Source organism: Azospirillum sp. A1-3 (assembly GCF_023806445.1).
Taxonomy (GTDB): Bacteria; Pseudomonadota; Alphaproteobacteria; order Azospirillales; family Azospirillaceae; genus Azospirillum.
In genome coordinates this window covers 2,437,910-2,455,000 of sequence record NZ_JAMSLU010000001.1, presented here as the reverse complement: position 1 = coordinate 2,455,000, position 17,091 = coordinate 2,437,910, and the positions used below count along the sequence as shown (strand labels likewise).

The following is a 17,091-nucleotide window of genomic DNA, read 5'->3' as shown; positions in this document are numbered from 1 at the left end:
GACAAGTCGAGCAGAGACGAAAGTCGGCCATAGTGATCCGGTGGCTCCACGTGGACGGGCCATCGCTCAACGGATAAAAGGTACGCCGGGGATAACAGGCTGATGACTCCCAAGAGTCCATATCGACGGAGTCGTTTGGCACCTCGATGTCGGCTCATCACATCCTGGGGCTGGAGCAGGTCCCAAGGGTTCGGCTGTTCGCCGATTAAAGTGGTACGTGAGCTGGGTTTAGAACGTCGTGAGACAGTTCGGTCCCTATCTGCCGTGGGTGTCGGAGTTTTGCGAGGATCTGTCCCTAGTACGAGAGGACCGGGATGGACATACCTCTGGTGCACCGGTTGTCACGCCAGTGGCATGGCCGGGTAGCTAAGTATGGACGGGATAACCGCTGAAAGCATCTAAGCGGGAAACCCACCTCTAAACCAGAGCTCCCTTGAGAGCCGTGACAGACCATCACGTCGATAGGAGGCATGTGGACGGGCAGCAATGCTCGAAGCTAAGCCTTACTAATCGCTCGATCGGCTTGATCTCACCCCACACAACCGCGCCATGCGCAGCAGCAAGCCTGCTTGACGCAACACCGCCAGTTCGATACTCCTCCCTCACTTGCACTGAACAAGCACATGCTTCGGAGAAAGCGTCGGTCTTGAGCCTTGGTGACCTGGTGGTCATGGCGAGGTGTCAAACACCCGATCCCATCCCGAACTCGGCCGTGAAAAGCCTCCGCGCCAATGGTACTGCGTCTTAAGACGTGGGAGAGTAGGTCGCCGCCAGGTCACCAAGCCTCAAGAGACGCTCAATCACCAAAGCATAAGCTTGCATCTTCATCGTCCGGCACCCCATATCAAGAACATCCGCGGGGTGGAGCAGCCCGGTAGCTCGTCAGGCTCATAACCTGAAGGCCGCAGGTTCAAATCCTGCCCCCGCAACCAAATCAACAAAAAGCCCGCCTCCTAAAGGAGCGCGGGCTTTTTGCTGTTCCCATTTTCCGGATGGACGGGCGTGATGTCCGGCCTTTCCGCTTGTCTAGGAACAAGGGCGCCACTTGCCGGCGCCGTCCAGGACAAGGACCGTGATGCCGACCATGCTCGACTGCCTGATCGTCGGCGGTGGCCCCGCCGGGTTGACTGCTGCCATCTATCTCGCGCGCTATCGCCGCAAGGCTCTGGTGGTCGACGAGGCGAAGAGCCGCTGCGCCTGGATCCCGACCTCCCACAATCTTGCCGGGTTTACCGGCGGCATCGGCGGTACCGACCTGTTGGAGCGTATCCGGGCACAGGCCGAAAGCTACGGTGCCTGCATCGAGACGGGGTCGGTGGCGACGCTGGAGCGTCTGCCGGGCGGTCGCGGCTTTCGTGCCGGTTTGGGCGATGGCCGCGAGATCGACGCCGCGTCCGTGCTGCTCGCCACTGGCGTGATCGACGGCCAGCCGCGGATGCCCCATCTCTACGAGGCGATGCAGCGCGGCCTGATCCGCGTCTGTCCGATCTGCGACGGGTATGAGGTGATCGACCGGCGCATCGCCGTTCTGGGGCACGGCGTCCAAGCGGTCGGCGAAGCCCGTTTCATCCGCACCTACAGCCCCTATGTCACCTTGCTGACGCTGGGAGAGCGGATGGCCCTGTCGATTGAGGAGCGGGGTGAACTGGATGCCGCCGGCATCGCGGTGATCGAGGAGCCGGTCGCCGCCGTCGGCACCTGCGAGGATGACAGCACCCGCCTGACCCTGGAGAGTGGCCACATCCTTGACTTCGATACGCTCTATTCCGCCCTTGGCATCACCGCCCGCTCGGGCTTGGCGGAGCGGCTCGGCGCCGCCATGGATGAGGATGGCCGCCTGATCGTCGACCGGCACCAGCGCAGTTCCGTCCCCGGCTTCTATGCCGCCGGCGACGTCGTTTCAACGCTGAACCAGATCGCCGTCGCCATGGGGGAGGCCGCTATGGCCGCCACCGCCATCCACAACGACCTGCGCCATCGGGACTGAACCTGACTCGACGGTCAATGAACCTCCCGTTCGACGCGGGTCAGCAGATCGGTGAAGAAGGTCACCTCCTCCGGCGTCAGGCCCAGCTTGGCGTGACGGGGAAGGAACTGGGCAACCGGCCGGCCACTCTCCCGCCCTTGTAGGACGCCGTCGCGGACCACCAGCGACTCCCTGGCCAGATCGGCCGCGGACTCGTGACAGCGGCCGCACCGCTCCTGAAAGCGCGGTCCCGTGCTGGCTTGGGCGAGCAGCATCTCGTACATCGGCTGAACGAGGTTGTCCGGCAGATGGTGGTTGTGCAGGAAGACCAGCAGGTCGTCCTTGTGATGGACACCCTGGAGCTTTCCATCGGTCACGGTCAGGGACCGTCGGGCGAAGGGTCCGGCATGGCGATGACAGTCCCCGCAGGTCTGCTCCCAGAACCGGTGAAGATCGGTCGCGTTGCCAAACGATGCCGGCAGAAGACCTGCGAGCAGGAATGCCGCCGCGATTGCTCTTTTCATCTTGCGCCTCCCGGTGGAGTTGCAGGCGTGATGGAGGCGACGTCCGCACGCAGGCACCCGATCCACCACCAACATCAGCCAAGGCTGACATCATTCCGGTCGGGTTGCGACCTGCGCCGACGGGACTGTGCCGTTTGTCACGACCTGCACCCCATGCCCCGCGGTCATTGCGGTTGCGCCATGGGGTCGGCATGTCGTACCCATTTCGCCAGTTGCATCCACACGGATGCCCCCGCTTTGCATGCTTTTTGGGTGTGCGGGCAAGTTGCGAGCAGATGGCGAGCCCATGGCCAAGCGCAAGGTTTTCGACGATTTCGATCCGGCACCGTCCGGTCCCTCCGTCTCCGAGACTCTGCGCGCGACGCGCATGGCGCATGGTTACGACCTGCGCGACGTCGCGACGATGCTGCGCATCCGCTATCCTTACCTGCTGGCGATCGAGGAAGGTCGGTACCAGGAATTGCCGGGCAGCACCTATGCCATCGGCTTCCTGCGCTCCTACGCGGAATGCCTGGGGCTGGACCCGGACATGGTCGTCACCCGCTACAAGGAGGAGGCGGCCGGTACCGTCCGCCGGCAGGAGTTGTATCTGCCGACACCGGCGGCCGAAGGGCGCGCCTCCGGCGGGACTCTGTTGCTCGGCACGCTGGTGCTGGCCGGCATCGTCTATGGCGGCTGGTACTATCTGTCGGCGACCGACCGGTCGGTCGCCGATCTTGTGCCGGTCCTGCCGGACCGTCTGGTATCGCTGTTGGACGGCGTGCCGGCCAAGCCGGCGGAGCAGGCCCCGGACCAGTCCGCCACCGCGCCGGGGCAGCCCACAGCCGCTCCCGAGGCGCCCACGCCGGTCATCGCGTCCGCTCCGCCTTCGTCTCCTCCGGCCGCTCCCACTGCGGTTCCGCCGTCCGCCGTCACCTCGCCTGCCGCGCCGTCCCCGTCCACCACGACCCCTGCCGCCGGCAGTCCGCAGGCCGTCGCGTCGGCGCCGTCCGCCGCATTGCCGCCGCCGGGGCAGACTGGCGCGAAAACTCCGGCAGCCTCCGCGCCCGCTGCGGCAACCCCGGGGCAGGGCATCGTCAATGTTCCGGCCCCGCCGGCGGAGGACGATGACGAGGCCTCGCCGCAGGACCCGACTCCGCTGAATGCCGCGACGACGCCGCCGGCCGCACCCGCCGCCCCGACGGCGACGGTGCCGGCCAACGGCAAGGTGTACGGCACGCTGAACACCAACGCGAAGCTGATCCTGAAGGCGACGCAGGACAGCTGGCTGCAGGTGCGCGACGGCGGCGACATCGTCTTCACCCGCGTGCTGAAGCCGGGCGACACCTTCCGCGTCCCCGACAAGCCCAATGTGAAGATCCGCACCGGCAATGCCGGCGGGTTGGTGGTGATGGCCGACGGCGGCGAGAGCCCGCCGCTGGGGTCGGTCGGGCAGGTTCTGCGCGACGTCGCCATCGACGCCCATGGGGTGGTGCGGCGCTGACGCGCCGTTCGGGGCTCCGGTTTGGGGCGGCAGCCATGCATCGGCGGCGCCCCACCACCGTCCTCTCTTGAATCCCGGGCGCCGGAGCGCACTTCTGGCCTGACGCCGGCTGCGCTAGGATGCGGCATCCGGTATTGCTTTTCGCTGTCCAGAGGCTGACCTGAGATGACCGTCCGCGCCTACCGCCAGATCCTTCGCCGCAAATCGCGCCAGATTCGCGTCGGCAACGTGTTGGTCGGCGGCGATGCGCCGATCTCGGTCCAGACCATGACCAACACGCCGACCACCGACGTCAAGGCGACGGTGGAGCAGATCCAGGCTGCCGAGCGGGTGGGGGCGGACATCGTCCGCGTCTCCTGCCCCGACCGTGAGTCGGCTCTGGCGCTGAAGGAGATCGTTCGGCAGGTGAAGGTGCCGATCGTCGCCGACATCCATTTCCACTACAAGCGCGCCATCGAGGCGGCGGAGAGCGGGGCGGCCTGCCTGCGCATCAACCCCGGCAACATCGGCTCGGCCGAGCGGGTGCGCGAGGTGGTGAAGGCGGCCAAGGACCATGGCTGTTCGATGCGCATCGGCGTCAATGCCGGCTCGCTGGAGCAGGATTTGCTGGAAAAATACGGCGAGCCCTGCCCTGAGGCGATGGTCGAAAGCGCGTTGAACCATGCGAAAATCCTGGAGGACAACGATTTCCGCGAGTTCAAGATCTCGGTGAAGGCATCTGATGCCTTCCTGGCCGTCGCCGCTTATCAGGGCTTGGCGGAGGCCTGCGATTACCCGCTGCACATCGGCATCACCGAGGCGGGCGGCCTGCGCGCCGGGACGGTGAAGTCGTCGATCGGGCTGGGCATGCTGCTGTGGTCGGGGATCGGCGACACGCTGCGCGTTTCGCTGTCGGCCGAACCGGCGGAAGAGGTCCTGGTCGGCTACGACATCCTGAAGTCGCTGGGCCTGCGCCGCCGCGGCGTCACCGTGATTTCCTGCCCCAGCTGCGCCCGGCAAAACTTCAACGTCATCAAGACGGTGGAACTGCTGGAGCAGAAGCTGGCCCACATCACCACGCCGCTGACCCTGTCGGTGATCGGCTGCGTCGTGAACGGACCGGGCGAGGCGCGGGAGACCGACATCGGCCTGACCGGCGGCGGCAACAACACCCATCAGGTCTATCTGTCCGGCGTCACCGACCACCGGCTGAAAGACCAGGACATCGTCCAGCATCTGGTTGGGCTGGTCGAGAAGAAGGCGGCGGAGATCGAGGCGGCAAAGGCCGCGGCGGAAGCTGCCGAAGCCGAAACCACCCGAGAAACCAAGCGAGACGTGGCCCCCGCCGCAGAGTAAGCTGCCCGGAATTCGGGCAGGGACAGCGACCCTAGGCGTGACCACCACCTCCTACCTCGTCATCGGCGCCAGCCACCGGACCTGTTCCGGCGTCGTCCGCGACCGCCTGTCCACCGACGAGGCGGAAGTGGCGGGCATGCTGGACCGGCTGCGCGCCTCAGGCGTGGGGCAGGCGGTGTGGCTCAGCACCTGCGACCGGGTTGAGGTGCAGGCGGTCCACGAGCGCCCGAACGAGGCGGCGCTGGCGATCGCCGAGGCGATGGCCGACCGGGCCGGGCTGTCCACCGCCGATCTGGCGCCGCAGCTCTACACCCGCACCGGCATCGACGCCGTGCGCCACTTGTTCGCGGTGGCCTGCTCGCTCGACAGCCAGATCGTCGGCGAGCCGCATATCCTGGGCCAGCTGAAGGCCGCCCACCGCAGTGCCGCCGGCGCCGGGCTGACCGGGCCGGAGCTGGAGGCGGTGCTGCAGGCCGCCTATGCCGCCGCCAAGCGGGTGCGCAGCGAGACGCCGATCGCCGAGGGCGCCACCTCGCTGGCCGCCGCCGCCATCCAGGTGGCGCGCGACCTGCACGGCGACATCCGGCGCTGCGGCGCCCTGCTGGTGGGATTGGGCGACATGGGCGCCCTGGTGCTGGAGGGGCTGCGCGAGGCCGGGCTGCCGCGGCTGACGGTCGCAGCACCGGTGGACCGGCGGGCGGAAGCCGCGGCGCGGCGGCTCGACGGGCATTTCGCCCCCTGGGCCGATCTGGAGACGGCGCTGACCGGCGCCGATATCCTGGTGACCGCAGCCGGCCTTGGGCGCTATATCCTGACCGCCACGATGATGGAGGCGGTGTTGAAGCGCCGCCGCCGCCGGCCGGTCTTCGTGGTCGATGCCGCCATTCCGTCGGACGTCGACCCGGCGGTCGCCGGCATGGACGGCGCCTTCGTCTATGATCTGGCCGATCTGGAACGTGTGGCGTTGCAGGGCCGCGTCGGGCGCGAGGCGGCGACCCAGGCGGCCTGGATGATCGTGGACGAGGCGGTGGCCGCCTTCGCCCGCGACCGTGCGGAACGCGCCGCGGTGCCTGCCGTGGCGGCGCTCCGCACCCATTTCGAGGCGGAGCGTCGGCGCCTGCTGGCCGGGCATGCCGATCTGGACGCGGCGTCGGCGACGCGGCTTCTGGTCAACCGGCTGCTGCACGCCCCGTCGGAGGCGCTGCGGGCGCTGGCAGCCGATGGCAGCGGCGAAGGGTTGGCCGAACGGGCCGCGGCCGAACGGCTGATGTTCCGTCTTTTTGGGCTGGACAGGCTGACCGGCGCGGCACTGGAAGAGACTGAACGGGATAAGGACGAGCGACGTGAGCCTGGACGAGAAGTTCGATAAGGTGATGGCCCGGTATGACGAGCTGCGCGACACGCTTGCGGCCGGCCTGACCGAGTCCGGCGACTTCGCCCGGCTGTCCAAGGAATATGCCGACCTCACCCCGATCGCCGAAGCCATCGCGGAGCTGAAGAAAGGCCGCGCCGAGGCCGCCGATCTGGCGGAGATGATTGCCGACTCAGGTGCCGATCCCGAGATGAAGGCGATGGCGGAGGAGGAATTCCACGTCCTGACCAAGCGCATCCCGGAGCTGGAGCGCAAGGTGCAGATCTCGCTGCTGCCGAAGGACGAGGCGGACGAGAAGAACGCCATCCTGGAGGTGCGTGCCGGCACCGGCGGCGACGAGGCTGCCCTGTTCGCCGCCGAGCTGTTCGAGATGTACCGCCGCTATGCCGGCCTGCGTGGCTGGCGCTTCGAGGCGATGGACGTCAGCGAGACCGGCATCGGCGGCTATAAGGAGGCCACCGCCAACATCACCGGCCGCGGCGTGTTCGCCCGGCTGAAGTTCGAGTCCGGCGTCCACCGCGTCCAGCGCGTTCCGGCGACCGAGGCGCAGGGCCGCATCCACACCTCCGCCGCCACCGTCGCCGTGCTGCCGGAGGCGGAGGAGGTGGACATCCACATCGACGAGAAGGATCTGCGGATCGACGTGTTCCGCTCCTCCGGCCCCGGTGGCCAGTCGGTCAACACCACCGACAGCGCCGTGCGCATCACCCACCTGCCGACCGGGCTGGTGGTGAGCCAGCAGGACGAGAAGTCGCAGCACAAGAACAAGGCCAAGGCGCTGAAGGTGCTGCGTGCCCGGCTGTACGACATGGAACGCGCCGCCAAGGATGCCGTTCGCGCCGCCGACCGCAAGAACCAGGTCGGCAGCGGCGACCGATCCGAACGCATCCGCACCTACAACTTCCCGCAAGGGCGGGTGACCGACCATCGCATCAACCTGACGCTCTACAAGATCGACAAGGTGATGGCCGGCGAGGCACTGGACGAACTGGTCGACGCGCTGATCGCCGAAGACGAGGCCGCCCGGTTGGCGGAGCTGGGGTGAGCCTTCACACGTCTACGCCCCAATCTCCCTCTCCCGCCGAAGGCGGGGGAGGGTCTGGGAGGGGGCCGAGCACCTCCCAGATCATGCGCGCTACTCCTTCGGGATTGCTGAGCACATCGGTGTTCCAGAAGCGCATCACCCGCCAGCCGGCATCCCTCATCCGCCGGTCCCGCACGGCATCGTAGGACGACCCGTTATGCTGTCCGCCATCGACTTCGACCACGAGCTTCGCTTCAATGCAGGCGAAGGCGGCGATATAGGGCGGGATCGGGTGTTGGCGTCGGAAGTACCATCCGCGAATTTGGCGGCGGCGCAGCAGACTCCAAAGCTTGCGCTCGGCGTCGGTGGGAATGCGGCGCATGCCGCGTGCCTGGGTGAGCGCGGATTTCTTGGCGCGTGGCATGTGGTGTCGGCGTATGCCCCCTCCCTACCCCTCCCCCGCTTCGCGGGAGAGGGAACTTGGGGCGAGTTTGAGTACGTATGTGTGGTTGAGGAAGGTGTAGAAAGGTCGCATCCATGAATCTCCGCACCCTGCGGGCGCAGGCCGAGGCGCGGCTGCGCGAGGCCGGCGTCGATACGCCGGAGCTTGACGCCCGCTATCTGCTGGAACATGCGCTGACCCTCACCCGCACCGACTTCGTTACGAAGGCGGAACAAGTCATCCCTGACGATGATGCTGCGCGTGCGCTGGCGCTGGTCGAGCGCCGCGCCGCGCGGGAGCCGGTGGGGCGTATCCTGGGGCACCGGGAATTCTGGACCATCGACCTCGCCCTCAACGCCGACACGCTGGAGCCGCGGCCGGACACCGAGACGGTGGTGGAGGCGGTGCTCGCCGCGATTCCCGACCGAAAGGCCAATCTAAAGCTCATCGATTTCGGAACCGGAACGGGTTGCATTCTGCTGGCGCTGCTGTCGGAACTGCCGAACGCCACGGGTCTCGGCGTCGATCTCAGCCCGTTGGCGGTGGAGGCGGCGGTCGGGAATGCCGAGCGCAACGGGCTGGCGGACCGGGCCCGCTTCCAGACCGGCGATTGGGCCAAGGGGATCGGGGATCGTTTCGATATCGTGGTGTCCAACCCGCCCTACATCCCCAGCGCCGACATCGCCACACTGGAGCCGGAGGTGCGGGAGCACGATCCGCTTCGCGCGCTGGATGGCGGTCCTGACGGGCTGGAGCCTTACCGCATCCTCGCCGCCGAACTGCCGCGCCTGCTGGTCCCCGGAGGGCTGGCTGCTTTCGAGGTCGGGCAGGGTCAGGCGGAGGACGTGGCGGCGCTGGTCGAGGCGCAGGGCTTGGGCGAGACCGCGATCCTGTGTGACCTTGGTGGGGTAAAGCGTTGCGTGCGGGCGCGGAAGGGGCTGTGAGGCAGTCGCTTATCCAAAAAAACGGTTGGATCGGCGGGCTTTGGCGGGTAGTGTGCGGTACACGACCGCGAACCTACGGCCTGCGGAGCAAGAATCTCGGATGGTTTTCTGCCGAGCGCTGTCCGCCATGGCCCGCCGCACCTGATGCGGGCGCGTCGTTTGAACCCCGTGAGCGACCCATGGAAATCGTCCATGGCGGGCTCGGTGGCCGGGCCGCAAGGCCGGATGGCCGCCGGAGCGTTCCGGGGACTGCACTTCTCTTGCATGGGGCCTTAAGAGCCGAATGAGACAGGGACCGAACTCCAGGCGTTCGCGTGGTCGTGGCAACAGCGGCGGCGGGGGCAGCGGCGGCGGTGGTGGCGGGGGCGGCGGTGCCGGCCGGCGCCAGAACGTTCCGCTGCGTCATCAGACCTTCGACAGCAACGGCCCCGACGTCCGCATCCGCGGCAATGCGTGGCAGGTGCAGGAAAAATATCAGGCGCTGGCCCGCGACGCGATGTCGTCCGGCGACCGCGTGCAGGCGGAAAACTACCTGCAGCATGCGGAGCATTATCTCCGCATCATCAACCAGATCCAGGAATCGGAAAACCGCCAGCGCGGCGGCCAGCCCAGCATCGGGCATGGTCATCAGTCGCAGAGCGCCTCGCATGCCGGCGATGACGACGATCAGGGCGCCGAGGACGAGACCGACGGCGAGGAACGGGCGGCCGTCAACGCCTGAGACGTGACGCTTACCAGACGTGACGCTTATTCGGCCGGCGTGACCGGGTCGCCCACCGCGATCCGGCCGCCGCCTGTCACCCGGGCGCGCAGCAGGATTTGGCTGTGGCCATAGCCGCGCTCCATGATGTTCGGCAGGCTGAGATCGGCGACGCCGGTGTCCGGGTTCACGTCGTTGCCGGGCGTACAGTCCAGCGCCTCCACCACCTCCAGCGTCGCGGCACCCACGGTCAGGGTCCGGCCGATCCAGCCGCGTTCCGCCCAGGGATCGATGCCGTCCACCAGCAGGTTGGCCCGCAGGCGCCGGGGATCGACCGGCTGCTTGGCGATCCGCTCTTCCAGATCGTGCAGGCTGGCGAGGTTCAGCAGCGTGACCGACGGCTCCTCGCTGTTGCCGAAGGCGCCATGCTGCGCCTCGATCAGGCGGGGCATGCCGGGGACGATCCCGGCCAGATAGGCGGCGAAGAACTGCTCCAGCAGCGTGCGGCCCATCGGCTGGTCCAGCCGGCCGCGCGACACCTGCCGTCCGCCGCGGCGGATGATCAGCGCCCGCGTCGCCTCGTCGAATTCGGTCTGCAGCGCCGCCAGCTTTTCCGTGCGGTCCAGTGTGAAGAAGTCCGACGGCAGGCGCCAGCCCTCCGTCTCGGTATCCAGGGCCGCCGGGCCGTGCAGCAGGCCGTAACGGCGGTCGAGCGGAATGGCCTGGCCGGCGGTCAGGTCGGTGGCGGGAAGGTCCTGGCCGCTCATGCCCTTGACGGGATAGCGGCGGATGGCGGTCAGTGTGGCGTTCATTGCACTGCACAATGAAAGGGCTGGAGCATCCCTGTCAACCGATGCTGTGCCTGTATCTTACGCTTCGGCTGGGGTAAAGGCCGTCGGAATCGACCGAACCGCCCGCTCCACTCCCTAATCTGGTGCCGTTACCAGCGTTCGGCGACCGGGCGGTGCCCCAGAAATTCCTCCAGCCGCCGTCCGGTGGCCGGCGACAGCCCTGCCGGCAGCTGATCGAGTGGGAAGAATCGGGCCTCCACGATCTCCACCCCGTCCGCCTTCGGGCTGCCGCTCCAGCCCTGCACAACATAAACCGCCACATGGTCGCTCGCGCCGTTGCGGAAGCGGGCGTAGATGCCGAAAGGCTGAGCGGGACGGTCGGCAATCAGTCCGACCTCTTCCCGCACCTCCCGCCGCATGGCGTCGGCCAGCGTCTCCCCGCGTCCAACGCCGCCGCCCGGCAGATGCCAGCCATCGACATAGCTGTGCCGGATCAGCAGAACGCGCCTGCCCTCCGGGTCCGACTCGTCGATGATGATCGCCCGCACCCCCATGGTCAGCGGCCGGGCGATCTGGTGCCAGACCCCGCGCAGGGTCCAGGCGAGACGAAGCAGTCGGGCCGTCATGGTCCTGGGCATGGCGTGGTGGGCGGGAACCGGCGAAGGTTTGGTGGTGGGGGCGGTGGTGCGCGTGCTGGTACTGGAGGCGGCCAAATCGGTCATGATGGAAATCCGGAAGGACCCGTGGACGGCGGGCGGACGGAAGTCTAGCCGGGCCGGGCGCGTGCCGTGTAGGGGGGCAATCGGCGGGGCGGGTGCTACCCCTTTTCCACGGTCCTAGGCGGTCCGTCAGAGAGGGCCGTGGCAGCGTTTCTCCAACGATACCCTTTCTGCGCCGATGGTCTTGCATGGCTTTTTGCCATGCTTACATCTTCGGCAGCATCCTTGCGGATCGCACAGGTACGTGGATCGGATTGACCGGGCTGCCTCGCGGACGGTCGACAGGAGAAGGGGAGCATCATGGATTTCGAGCAATACACCGAGCGCAGCCGCGGGTTCATTCAGTCTGCGCAGACCCTGGCCGTGCGCCGTGGGCATCAGCGCCTGACCCCGGAACATCTGCTGAAGACCCTGCTGGACGACAAGGAAGGCCTTGCCGCCAACCTGATTCGTGCGGCGGGCGGCGACCCCAAGGCGGCCCTGTCGGCGGTCGATGCCGAACTGGACAAGCTGCCGAAGGTCGAGGGCAGCGGCGCCGGTCAGCTCTACCTGACGCCCGAACTCTCCCGCGTGTTCGAGCAGGCGGAGAAGGTCGCCGAGAAGGCCGGCGACAGCTTCGTCACCGCCGAACGCATCCTGCTGGCGCTGGCCATGGCCGACGGCACCCCGTCCGCTAAGGCGCTGAAGTCCGCCGGCGTGACGCCGCAGGCGCTGAACACCGCCATCAACGACATCCGCAAGGGCCGCACCGCCGACAGCGCCAGCGCCGAGCAGGGCTATGACGCGCTGAAGAAGTACGCCCGCGACCTGACCGCCGCGGCGCGCGACGGCAAGCTCGATCCCGTCATCGGCCGCGACGAGGAAATCCGCCGCACCATCCAGGTGCTGGCCCGCCGCACCAAGAACAACCCTGTCCTGATTGGCGAGCCCGGTGTCGGCAAGACCGCCATCGTCGAAGGGCTGGCCCAGCGCATTGTCAAGGGCGACGTGCCGGAAGGGCTGAAGAACAAGCAGCTGCTGTCGCTCGACCTCGGCGCGCTGGTGGCCGGTGCCAAGTATCGCGGTGAGTTCGAGGAGCGGCTGAAGGCGGTGCTGTCGGAAATCCAGGCGGCGGCCGGCGAGATCGTCGTCTTCATCGACGAGCTGCACACGCTGGTCGGCGCCGGCAAGTCGGATGGCGCGATGGACGCCTCCAACATGCTGAAGCCGGCGCTGGCGCGCGGCGAGCTGCACTGCGTCGGCGCCACCACGCTGGACGAGTTCCGCAAGTATATCGAGAAGGACGCGGCGCTGGCCCGCCGCTTCCAGCCGGTCTTCGTGTCGGAGCCGACGGTGGAGGACACCATCTCCATCCTGCGCGGCCTGAAGGAGCGCTATGAGGTGCACCACGGCGTGCGCATCACCGACAGCGCCATCGTCTCGGCGGCGACCCTGTCCAACCGCTATATCACCGACCGTTTCCTGCCCGACAAGGCCATCGACCTGATCGACGAGGCGGCGAGCCGCCTGCGCATGGCGGTGGACAGCAAGCCGGAGAGCATCGACGAACTCGACCGCCGCATCATCCAGCTGAAGATCGAGCGCGAGGCGCTGAAGCGCGAGCAGGATTCCGCGTCGCGCGACCGCCTGACCAACCTGGAGCGCGAGCTGTCCGACCTGGAGCAGGAATCGGCCGAGCTGACCGCCAAGTGGCAGGCCGAGAAGGACCAGCTGCAGGGCGCGCAGAAGATCAAGGAGGATCTGGAGAAGGCCCGCACCGAACTGGAGACGTCGCAGCGCGACGGCAACTGGGGCCGCGCGGGCGAGCTGGCCTATGGCGTCATTCCGGGTCTGGAAAAGGCCTTGAAGGATGCCGAGGAGCATGCCAGCAGCCGCATGCTGAACGAGGAGGTGCGCGACAGCGACATCGCCGCGGTGGTCAGCCGCTGGACCGGCGTGCCGGTCGACAAGATGCTGGCCGGCGAGCGCGAGAAGCTGCTGGCGATGGAGGAGAAGCTGCGCGGCCGGGTCATCGGCCAGGACGAGGCCATCGTTGCCGTGTCCAACGCCGTGCGCCGTGCGCGGGCCGGCCTGCAGGACCCGAACCGTCCGATCGGCTCCTTCCTGTTCCTGGGTCCGACCGGCGTCGGCAAGACCGAGCTGACCAAGGCGCTGGCCGAATTCCTGTTCGACGACGAGACGGCGATGGTCCGGCTCGACATGTCGGAATACATGGAAAAGCACTCCGTCGCCCGCATGATCGGCGCGCCTCCGGGCTATGTCGGCTATGAGGAGGGCGGGGCGCTGACCGAGGCGGTGCGCCGCCGGCCCTATCAGGTCGTGCTGTTCGACGAGGTGGAGAAGGCCCACCCCGACGTCTTCAACGTGCTGCTGCAGGTGCTGGACGATGGCCGGCTGACCGATGGGCAGGGCCGTACCGTCGACTTCCGCAACGTCGTCATCATCATGACCTCCAACCTCGGCTCGCAGGCGCTGGCCGAGCAGGCGGAGGGCGAGGACAGTGCGGCGGTGCGCGACGAGGTGATGGAAGCCGTCCGGGCCCATTTCCGGCCGGAGTTCCTTAACCGCCTGGACGAGATCCTGCTGTTCCACCGGCTCGACCGCCGGCATATGGGCGGCATCGTCAAGATCCAGCTCGGCCGCCTGACGAAGATGCTCGCTGACCGCGAGATCACGCTGACGGTGGACGAGGCCGCGACCGAATGGCTGGCCGAGGCCGGCTACGACCCGGTCTACGGCGCCCGTCCGCTGAAGCGGGTGATCCAGCGCGAGTTGCAGAACCCGATGGCGACCCTGATCCTGGAAGGCCGCATCAAGGACGGTCAGACGGTGGCGGTCGGGGCCGAAGGCGGTTCGCTGACCATCGATGGCCAGCCGGTGAGCGGGCTGGTCCGTAAGGGCTGACGTCTGTGCCGGCCGCATTGCACCGATGAGTGCGATGCAGCTTTGTCGGGTGGCTGAACTGTGCGTATGATCGGCGGAACTGTTTAACATATCGAACAGTTTCCGCCGATCCTTCGCGGACGGCGGGGCAACGCACCCGAACGCCCGAACAGGAAGCCACGTTCCATGACCGCTCCCGTCAGCACCGCCGGCAATTCCGCCGCCAGCCGCGACAAGGCCTTCGTCCTCCATCCCTACACCAACCTGGATGTCCACGAGACGCAGGGGCCGATGATCATCGAGCGCGGCGAAGGCATCCGCGTCTTCGACGACGGCGGCCGGGATTACATCGAGGGGATGGCCAGCCTGTGGTGCGTCTCGCTCGGCTGGGGTGAGGAGCGGCTGGTCCAGGCGGCGACCAAGCAGATGCGGCAGCTGTCCACCTATCACATCTTCGGCCACAAGTCGCACGAACCGGGAATCGATCTGGCGGAAAAGCTGATCGGGCTGGCGCCGGTACCAATGTCGAAGGTCTTCTTCGCCAATTCAGGCTCGGAAGCCAACGACACCGCGATCAAGCTGATCTGGTACTACAACAACGCGCTCGGCCGGCCGGAGAAGAAGAAGATCCTCTCGCGCCAGCGCGCCTATCACGGCGTGACGGTGGCGACCGCCAGCCTGACCGGGCTGCCCAACAACCACCGCGATTTCGACCTGCCGATCGCCCGCATCATCCACGGCGACTGCCCGCACCACTACCGCAATGCGCTTGAGGGCGAGAGCGAGGAGGCCTTCGCCACCCGTCTCGCCGAACAGCTGGAGGCGCTGATCCTGGCCGAGGGGCCGGACACCGTCGCCGCCATGTTCGCCGAGCCGGTGATGGGCGCCGGCGGCGTCGTGGTGCCGCCCGCGACCTACTTCGCCAAGATCCAGCCTGTGTTGAAGAAATACGACATCCTGCTGGTCGCCGACGAGGTGATCTGCGGATTCGGCCGCACCGGCAATTTCTGGGGCAGCCAGACCATGGGCATGCAGCCGGACATCCTGACCTGCGCCAAGCAGCTGTCGTCCGGCTATCTGCCGATCTCCGCCGTCATGGTGTCCGACGCGATCTATCGCGCCTGCGTCGACGAGAGCCGGAAGATCGGCACCTTCGGCCATGGCTACACCTACTCCGCCCATCCGGTGGCGGCGGCGGTGGCGCTGGAAACGCTGAACATCTACGAGGAACGCGACATCGTCGGCCATGTCCGCTCGGTCGCGCCCGCCTTCCAGTCGCGGCTGAAGGCGCTGGCGGAGCATCCGCTGGTCGGCGAGGCCCGCGGCACCGGCCTGATCGGCGCGTTGGAGCTGGTGGCCGACAAGGCGACCAAGACGCCCTTCGATCCGCCCGGCCGCGCGGGCGCCCTGGTCAACGGCCTTGCCCAGGACAACGGCCTGATCGTCCGCGCCATGGGCGATTCCATCGCGCTCTGTCCGCCGCTGGTGATCTCGGAGGCGGAGATCCACGAGACCTTCGACCGGCTGACCAAGGCGCTCGATTCGGCAGTGCCGGTTCTGCGCGGGTAAGGATCGGCGGAGGGGGGTGGGGCCTGCGCCCTATCCCCGCCGCAGATGCATCTTGCCCAGGCCGCCCAGCGCGTCGAACAGCTGGCGGAACTGGGTGAGGAACTGCTCCCAGGTCACCTTCGTCGTCGGCTCGATGGCAGCGTGCAGGGCGCCCAGGCTGGTCTTGCCGTCGATCCGCGACAGGATCGGGCCGGCCAGCCGGGGCAGGGGCAGCGCCACCACGCTGCCCATCAGGTCGAACTCCAGGCTGCCGCCCGGCGGCACGGCCTTCGCCACGGTCTTGCCGTCGATGTCGCGCAGGACCGGAACCACGTCGGGCCCAGCCGGCGCGATGCGGGCGGCGTCCAGATCGGCAGGGCGCAGCAGATAGGCGATGTGCTTGGTAAAGGCGCCGGTGATCCGCTCGGTCCAGGCGGCGCGCTCCAGCATGCTGAGCCCCGCCAGTTGCTTCAGGACGCGGGCGTCCTTGACCCACAGCGACGGCTCGTAGCGCAACGGGTCAATCAGCGTCGCGATGGCCAGCCCGGCGCTGTCCGCCAGTTCCGCCAGTTGCGGCACGCTGTAGGGGCGGTCGCAGCTGTGCAGCAGCAGGTCGTAGAGGTTGGCGTCGGCCAACCGGTGGTCGCTGATGTGCGGGTTGTTCAGCAGCCAGTTGGTCGGCGGCAGCGCCTGGATCAGTCGGCGGGCCAGCGCCACCTTCTCGGCCGGCGGCAGCCCTTCGGTCATGCTGCGCAGCGCCTCCTGCATCGGGTAGACGCCGGTGCGGCCGTAGGGGGCGTAGACCATGATGCCGATGCCGCCGCCGGGCGCCAGCGCCCTGGCCAGCGAGCGCAGGCCGGCCGACGGGTCGTCCAGATGGTGCAGCACGCCGCAGCAGTCGATGTAGTCGAACGGCCCGGCTTCCGACGTTACCCCATCCAGTTCCAGCAGTGACCCGCGTCGGAAGTCGATGTTGGTCAGGCCGCGCGCCTTGGCCCGCGCCTCGGCGATGGCGCGGCTGGCGTCCGACAGGTCGATGTAGGTGAGGCGGCCGGGATTGCCGGCATCGGCCATCTGCTGCGCCAGCATGATGGTGCCGTCCCCCGTGCCGCCGCCGGCCACCAGCACACGCAACGGCTTGGAATGATCGATCCGGCCGCCGAAGACGTGCTGGACCAGCTCGTCCAGATGGCTGGGCGAGCCGGTGACCAGCCGTTCGGCCTCGTCGGCCGGATTGCGCGCCGGGTAGGGATAGACTTCGTACTGGGCGCGCAGGTCGTCGATGCTCATGGGGGACTGCTCATAAGGAACGGGCGCGGCGACCATAGCACCGCATCCGCTCGTGGGGCACCCGTTCGGT

General features: G+C 67.7%; 14 protein-coding genes, 1 tRNA gene and 2 rRNA genes (1 of these 17 running past the window's edge). 12 read left to right on the top strand and 5 right to left on the bottom strand.

The genetic code is table 11. The features are described 5' to 3' along the window. The 4 genes from M5E06_RS11820 to M5E06_RS11805 all read left to right on the top strand — a co-directional run. Nucleotides 1–531 (top strand): 23S ribosomal RNA (locus M5E06_RS11820); it begins 2,214 nt to the left of the window's first position. A gap of 129 nt (nt 532–660) precedes the next feature. Further along, nucleotides 661–776 (top strand): 5S ribosomal RNA (gene rrf / locus M5E06_RS11815). 79 nt (nt 777–855) lie between these two features. Continuing rightward, nucleotides 856–932, top strand: a tRNA-Met gene (locus M5E06_RS11810). A 143-nt stretch (nt 933–1,075) separates the two neighbouring features. Continuing rightward, nucleotides 1,076–1,987 carry an NAD(P)/FAD-dependent oxidoreductase gene (locus M5E06_RS11805; RefSeq protein WP_252138295.1) on the top strand — a complete coding sequence of 304 codons (912 nt, stop codon included), beginning with the start codon at nt 1,076–1,078 and terminating at the stop codon, nt 1,985–1,987. Between the two features lie 14 nt (nt 1,988–2,001). On the opposite strand, the gene M5E06_RS11800 is transcribed toward M5E06_RS11805, so the two are convergent. Beyond that, nucleotides 2,002–2,490, bottom strand: a complete 489-nt coding sequence (locus M5E06_RS11800; protein WP_252138294.1) for a hypothetical protein — start codon at nt 2,488–2,490, stop codon at nt 2,002–2,004. Between the two features lie 286 nt (nt 2,491–2,776). On the opposite strand from M5E06_RS11800, the gene M5E06_RS11795 reads away from it, so the two are divergent. From M5E06_RS11795 to prfA, 4 genes are all read left to right on the top strand, one after another. Continuing rightward, a complete protein-coding gene (locus tag M5E06_RS11795; RefSeq protein ID WP_252138293.1) occupies nt 2,777–3,973 on the top strand; it encodes a helix-turn-helix domain-containing protein in 1,197 nt (398 codons plus the stop codon). Nucleotides 3,974–4,138: 165 nt separating this feature from the next. Further along, nucleotides 4,139–5,308, top strand: a complete 1,170-nt coding sequence (gene ispG, locus M5E06_RS11790) for a flavodoxin-dependent (E)-4-hydroxy-3-methylbut-2-enyl-diphosphate synthase (protein WP_109152393.1) — start codon at nt 4,139–4,141, stop codon at nt 5,306–5,308. Nucleotides 5,309–5,345: 37 nt separating this feature from the next. After that, complete coding sequence (gene hemA, locus M5E06_RS11785; RefSeq protein WP_252138292.1) at nt 5,346–6,677, top strand: glutamyl-tRNA reductase; 1,332 nt, start codon at nt 5,346–5,348, stop codon at nt 6,675–6,677. Beyond that, nucleotides 6,652–7,725, top strand: a complete 1,074-nt coding sequence (prfA, locus tag M5E06_RS11780) for a peptide chain release factor 1 (protein ID WP_109152395.1) — start codon at nt 6,652–6,654, stop codon at nt 7,723–7,725. Before hemA ends, prfA begins: the two co-directional genes overlap by 26 nt. Before the next feature lie 4 nt (nt 7,726–7,729). Here the strand turns inward: prfA and M5E06_RS11775 are convergent, their stop codons facing one another. Further along, a complete protein-coding gene (locus M5E06_RS11775; RefSeq protein WP_252138291.1) occupies nt 7,730–8,128 on the bottom strand; it encodes an endonuclease domain-containing protein in 399 nt (132 codons plus the stop codon). A 113-nt stretch (nt 8,129–8,241) separates the two neighbouring features. On the opposite strand from M5E06_RS11775, the gene prmC reads away from it, so the two are divergent. Together prmC and M5E06_RS11765 are read left to right on the top strand one after the other, a co-directional pair. Continuing rightward, nucleotides 8,242–9,090, top strand: coding sequence for a peptide chain release factor N(5)-glutamine methyltransferase (gene prmC / locus M5E06_RS11770; protein ID WP_252138290.1), 849 nt, complete (start codon nt 8,242–8,244; stop codon nt 9,088–9,090). A 283-nt stretch (nt 9,091–9,373) separates the two neighbouring features. Beyond that, entirely contained in the window at nt 9,374–9,811 is a 438-nt protein-coding gene (locus M5E06_RS11765) for a DUF4167 domain-containing protein (RefSeq protein ID WP_252138289.1), read from the top strand. Between the two features lie 26 nt (nt 9,812–9,837). On the opposite strand, the gene M5E06_RS11760 is transcribed toward M5E06_RS11765, so the two are convergent. Then, nucleotides 9,838–10,602, bottom strand: coding sequence for an MOSC domain-containing protein (locus tag M5E06_RS11760; protein ID WP_252138288.1), 765 nt, complete (start codon nt 10,600–10,602; stop codon nt 9,838–9,840). A gap of 128 nt (nt 10,603–10,730) precedes the next feature. Continuing rightward, complete coding sequence (locus tag M5E06_RS11755; RefSeq protein WP_252138287.1) at nt 10,731–11,303, bottom strand: NUDIX domain-containing protein; 573 nt, start codon at nt 11,301–11,303, stop codon at nt 10,731–10,733. Nucleotides 11,304–11,600: 297 nt separating this feature from the next. Between M5E06_RS11755 and clpB the strand changes: the two genes are divergently transcribed. Continuing rightward, nucleotides 11,601–14,204 carry an ATP-dependent chaperone ClpB gene (gene clpB / locus M5E06_RS11750; RefSeq protein WP_252138286.1) on the top strand — a complete coding sequence of 868 codons (2,604 nt, stop codon included), beginning with the start codon at nt 11,601–11,603 and terminating at the stop codon, nt 14,202–14,204. Nucleotides 14,205–14,369: 165 nt separating this feature from the next. Next, nucleotides 14,370–15,752, top strand: coding sequence for an aspartate aminotransferase family protein (locus tag M5E06_RS11745; protein ID WP_252138285.1), 1,383 nt, complete (start codon nt 14,370–14,372; stop codon nt 15,750–15,752). A gap of 30 nt (nt 15,753–15,782) precedes the next feature. On the opposite strand, the gene M5E06_RS11740 is transcribed toward M5E06_RS11745, so the two are convergent. Further along, nucleotides 15,783–17,021, bottom strand: a complete 1,239-nt coding sequence (locus M5E06_RS11740) for a class I SAM-dependent methyltransferase (RefSeq protein WP_252138284.1) — start codon at nt 17,019–17,021, stop codon at nt 15,783–15,785. Between the last annotated feature and the right edge of the window lie 70 nt (nt 17,022–17,091).

What these genes read in the sequence shown, in the direction of transcription:
- M5E06_RS11805 (WP_252138295.1), top strand. Translation starts at nt 1,076, where the DNA reads ATGCCGACCATGCTCGACTGCCTGATCGTCGGCGGTGGCCCCGCCGGG.
- M5E06_RS11800 (WP_252138294.1), bottom strand. Translation starts at nt 2,490, where the DNA reads ATGAAAAGAGCAATCGCGGCGGCATTCCTGCTCGCAGGTCTTCTGCCG.
- M5E06_RS11795 (WP_252138293.1), top strand. Translation starts at nt 2,777, where the DNA reads ATGGCCAAGCGCAAGGTTTTCGACGATTTCGATCCGGCACCGTCCGGT.
- ispG (WP_109152393.1), top strand. Translation starts at nt 4,139, where the DNA reads ATGACCGTCCGCGCCTACCGCCAGATCCTTCGCCGCAAATCGCGCCAG.
- M5E06_RS11775 (WP_252138291.1), bottom strand. Translation starts at nt 8,128, where the DNA reads ATGCCACGCGCCAAGAAATCCGCGCTCACCCAGGCACGCGGCATGCGC.
- prmC (WP_252138290.1), top strand. Translation starts at nt 8,242, where the DNA reads ATGAATCTCCGCACCCTGCGGGCGCAGGCCGAGGCGCGGCTGCGCGAG.
- M5E06_RS11765 (WP_252138289.1), top strand. Translation starts at nt 9,374, where the DNA reads ATGAGACAGGGACCGAACTCCAGGCGTTCGCGTGGTCGTGGCAACAGC.
- M5E06_RS11760 (WP_252138288.1), bottom strand. Translation starts at nt 10,602, where the DNA reads ATGAACGCCACACTGACCGCCATCCGCCGCTATCCCGTCAAGGGCATG.
- M5E06_RS11755 (WP_252138287.1), bottom strand. Translation starts at nt 11,303, where the DNA reads ATGACCGATTTGGCCGCCTCCAGTACCAGCACGCGCACCACCGCCCCC.
- clpB (WP_252138286.1), top strand. Translation starts at nt 11,601, where the DNA reads ATGGATTTCGAGCAATACACCGAGCGCAGCCGCGGGTTCATTCAGTCT.
- M5E06_RS11745 (WP_252138285.1), top strand. Translation starts at nt 14,370, where the DNA reads ATGACCGCTCCCGTCAGCACCGCCGGCAATTCCGCCGCCAGCCGCGAC.
- M5E06_RS11740 (WP_252138284.1), bottom strand. Translation starts at nt 17,021, where the DNA reads ATGAGCATCGACGACCTGCGCGCCCAGTACGAAGTCTATCCCTACCCG.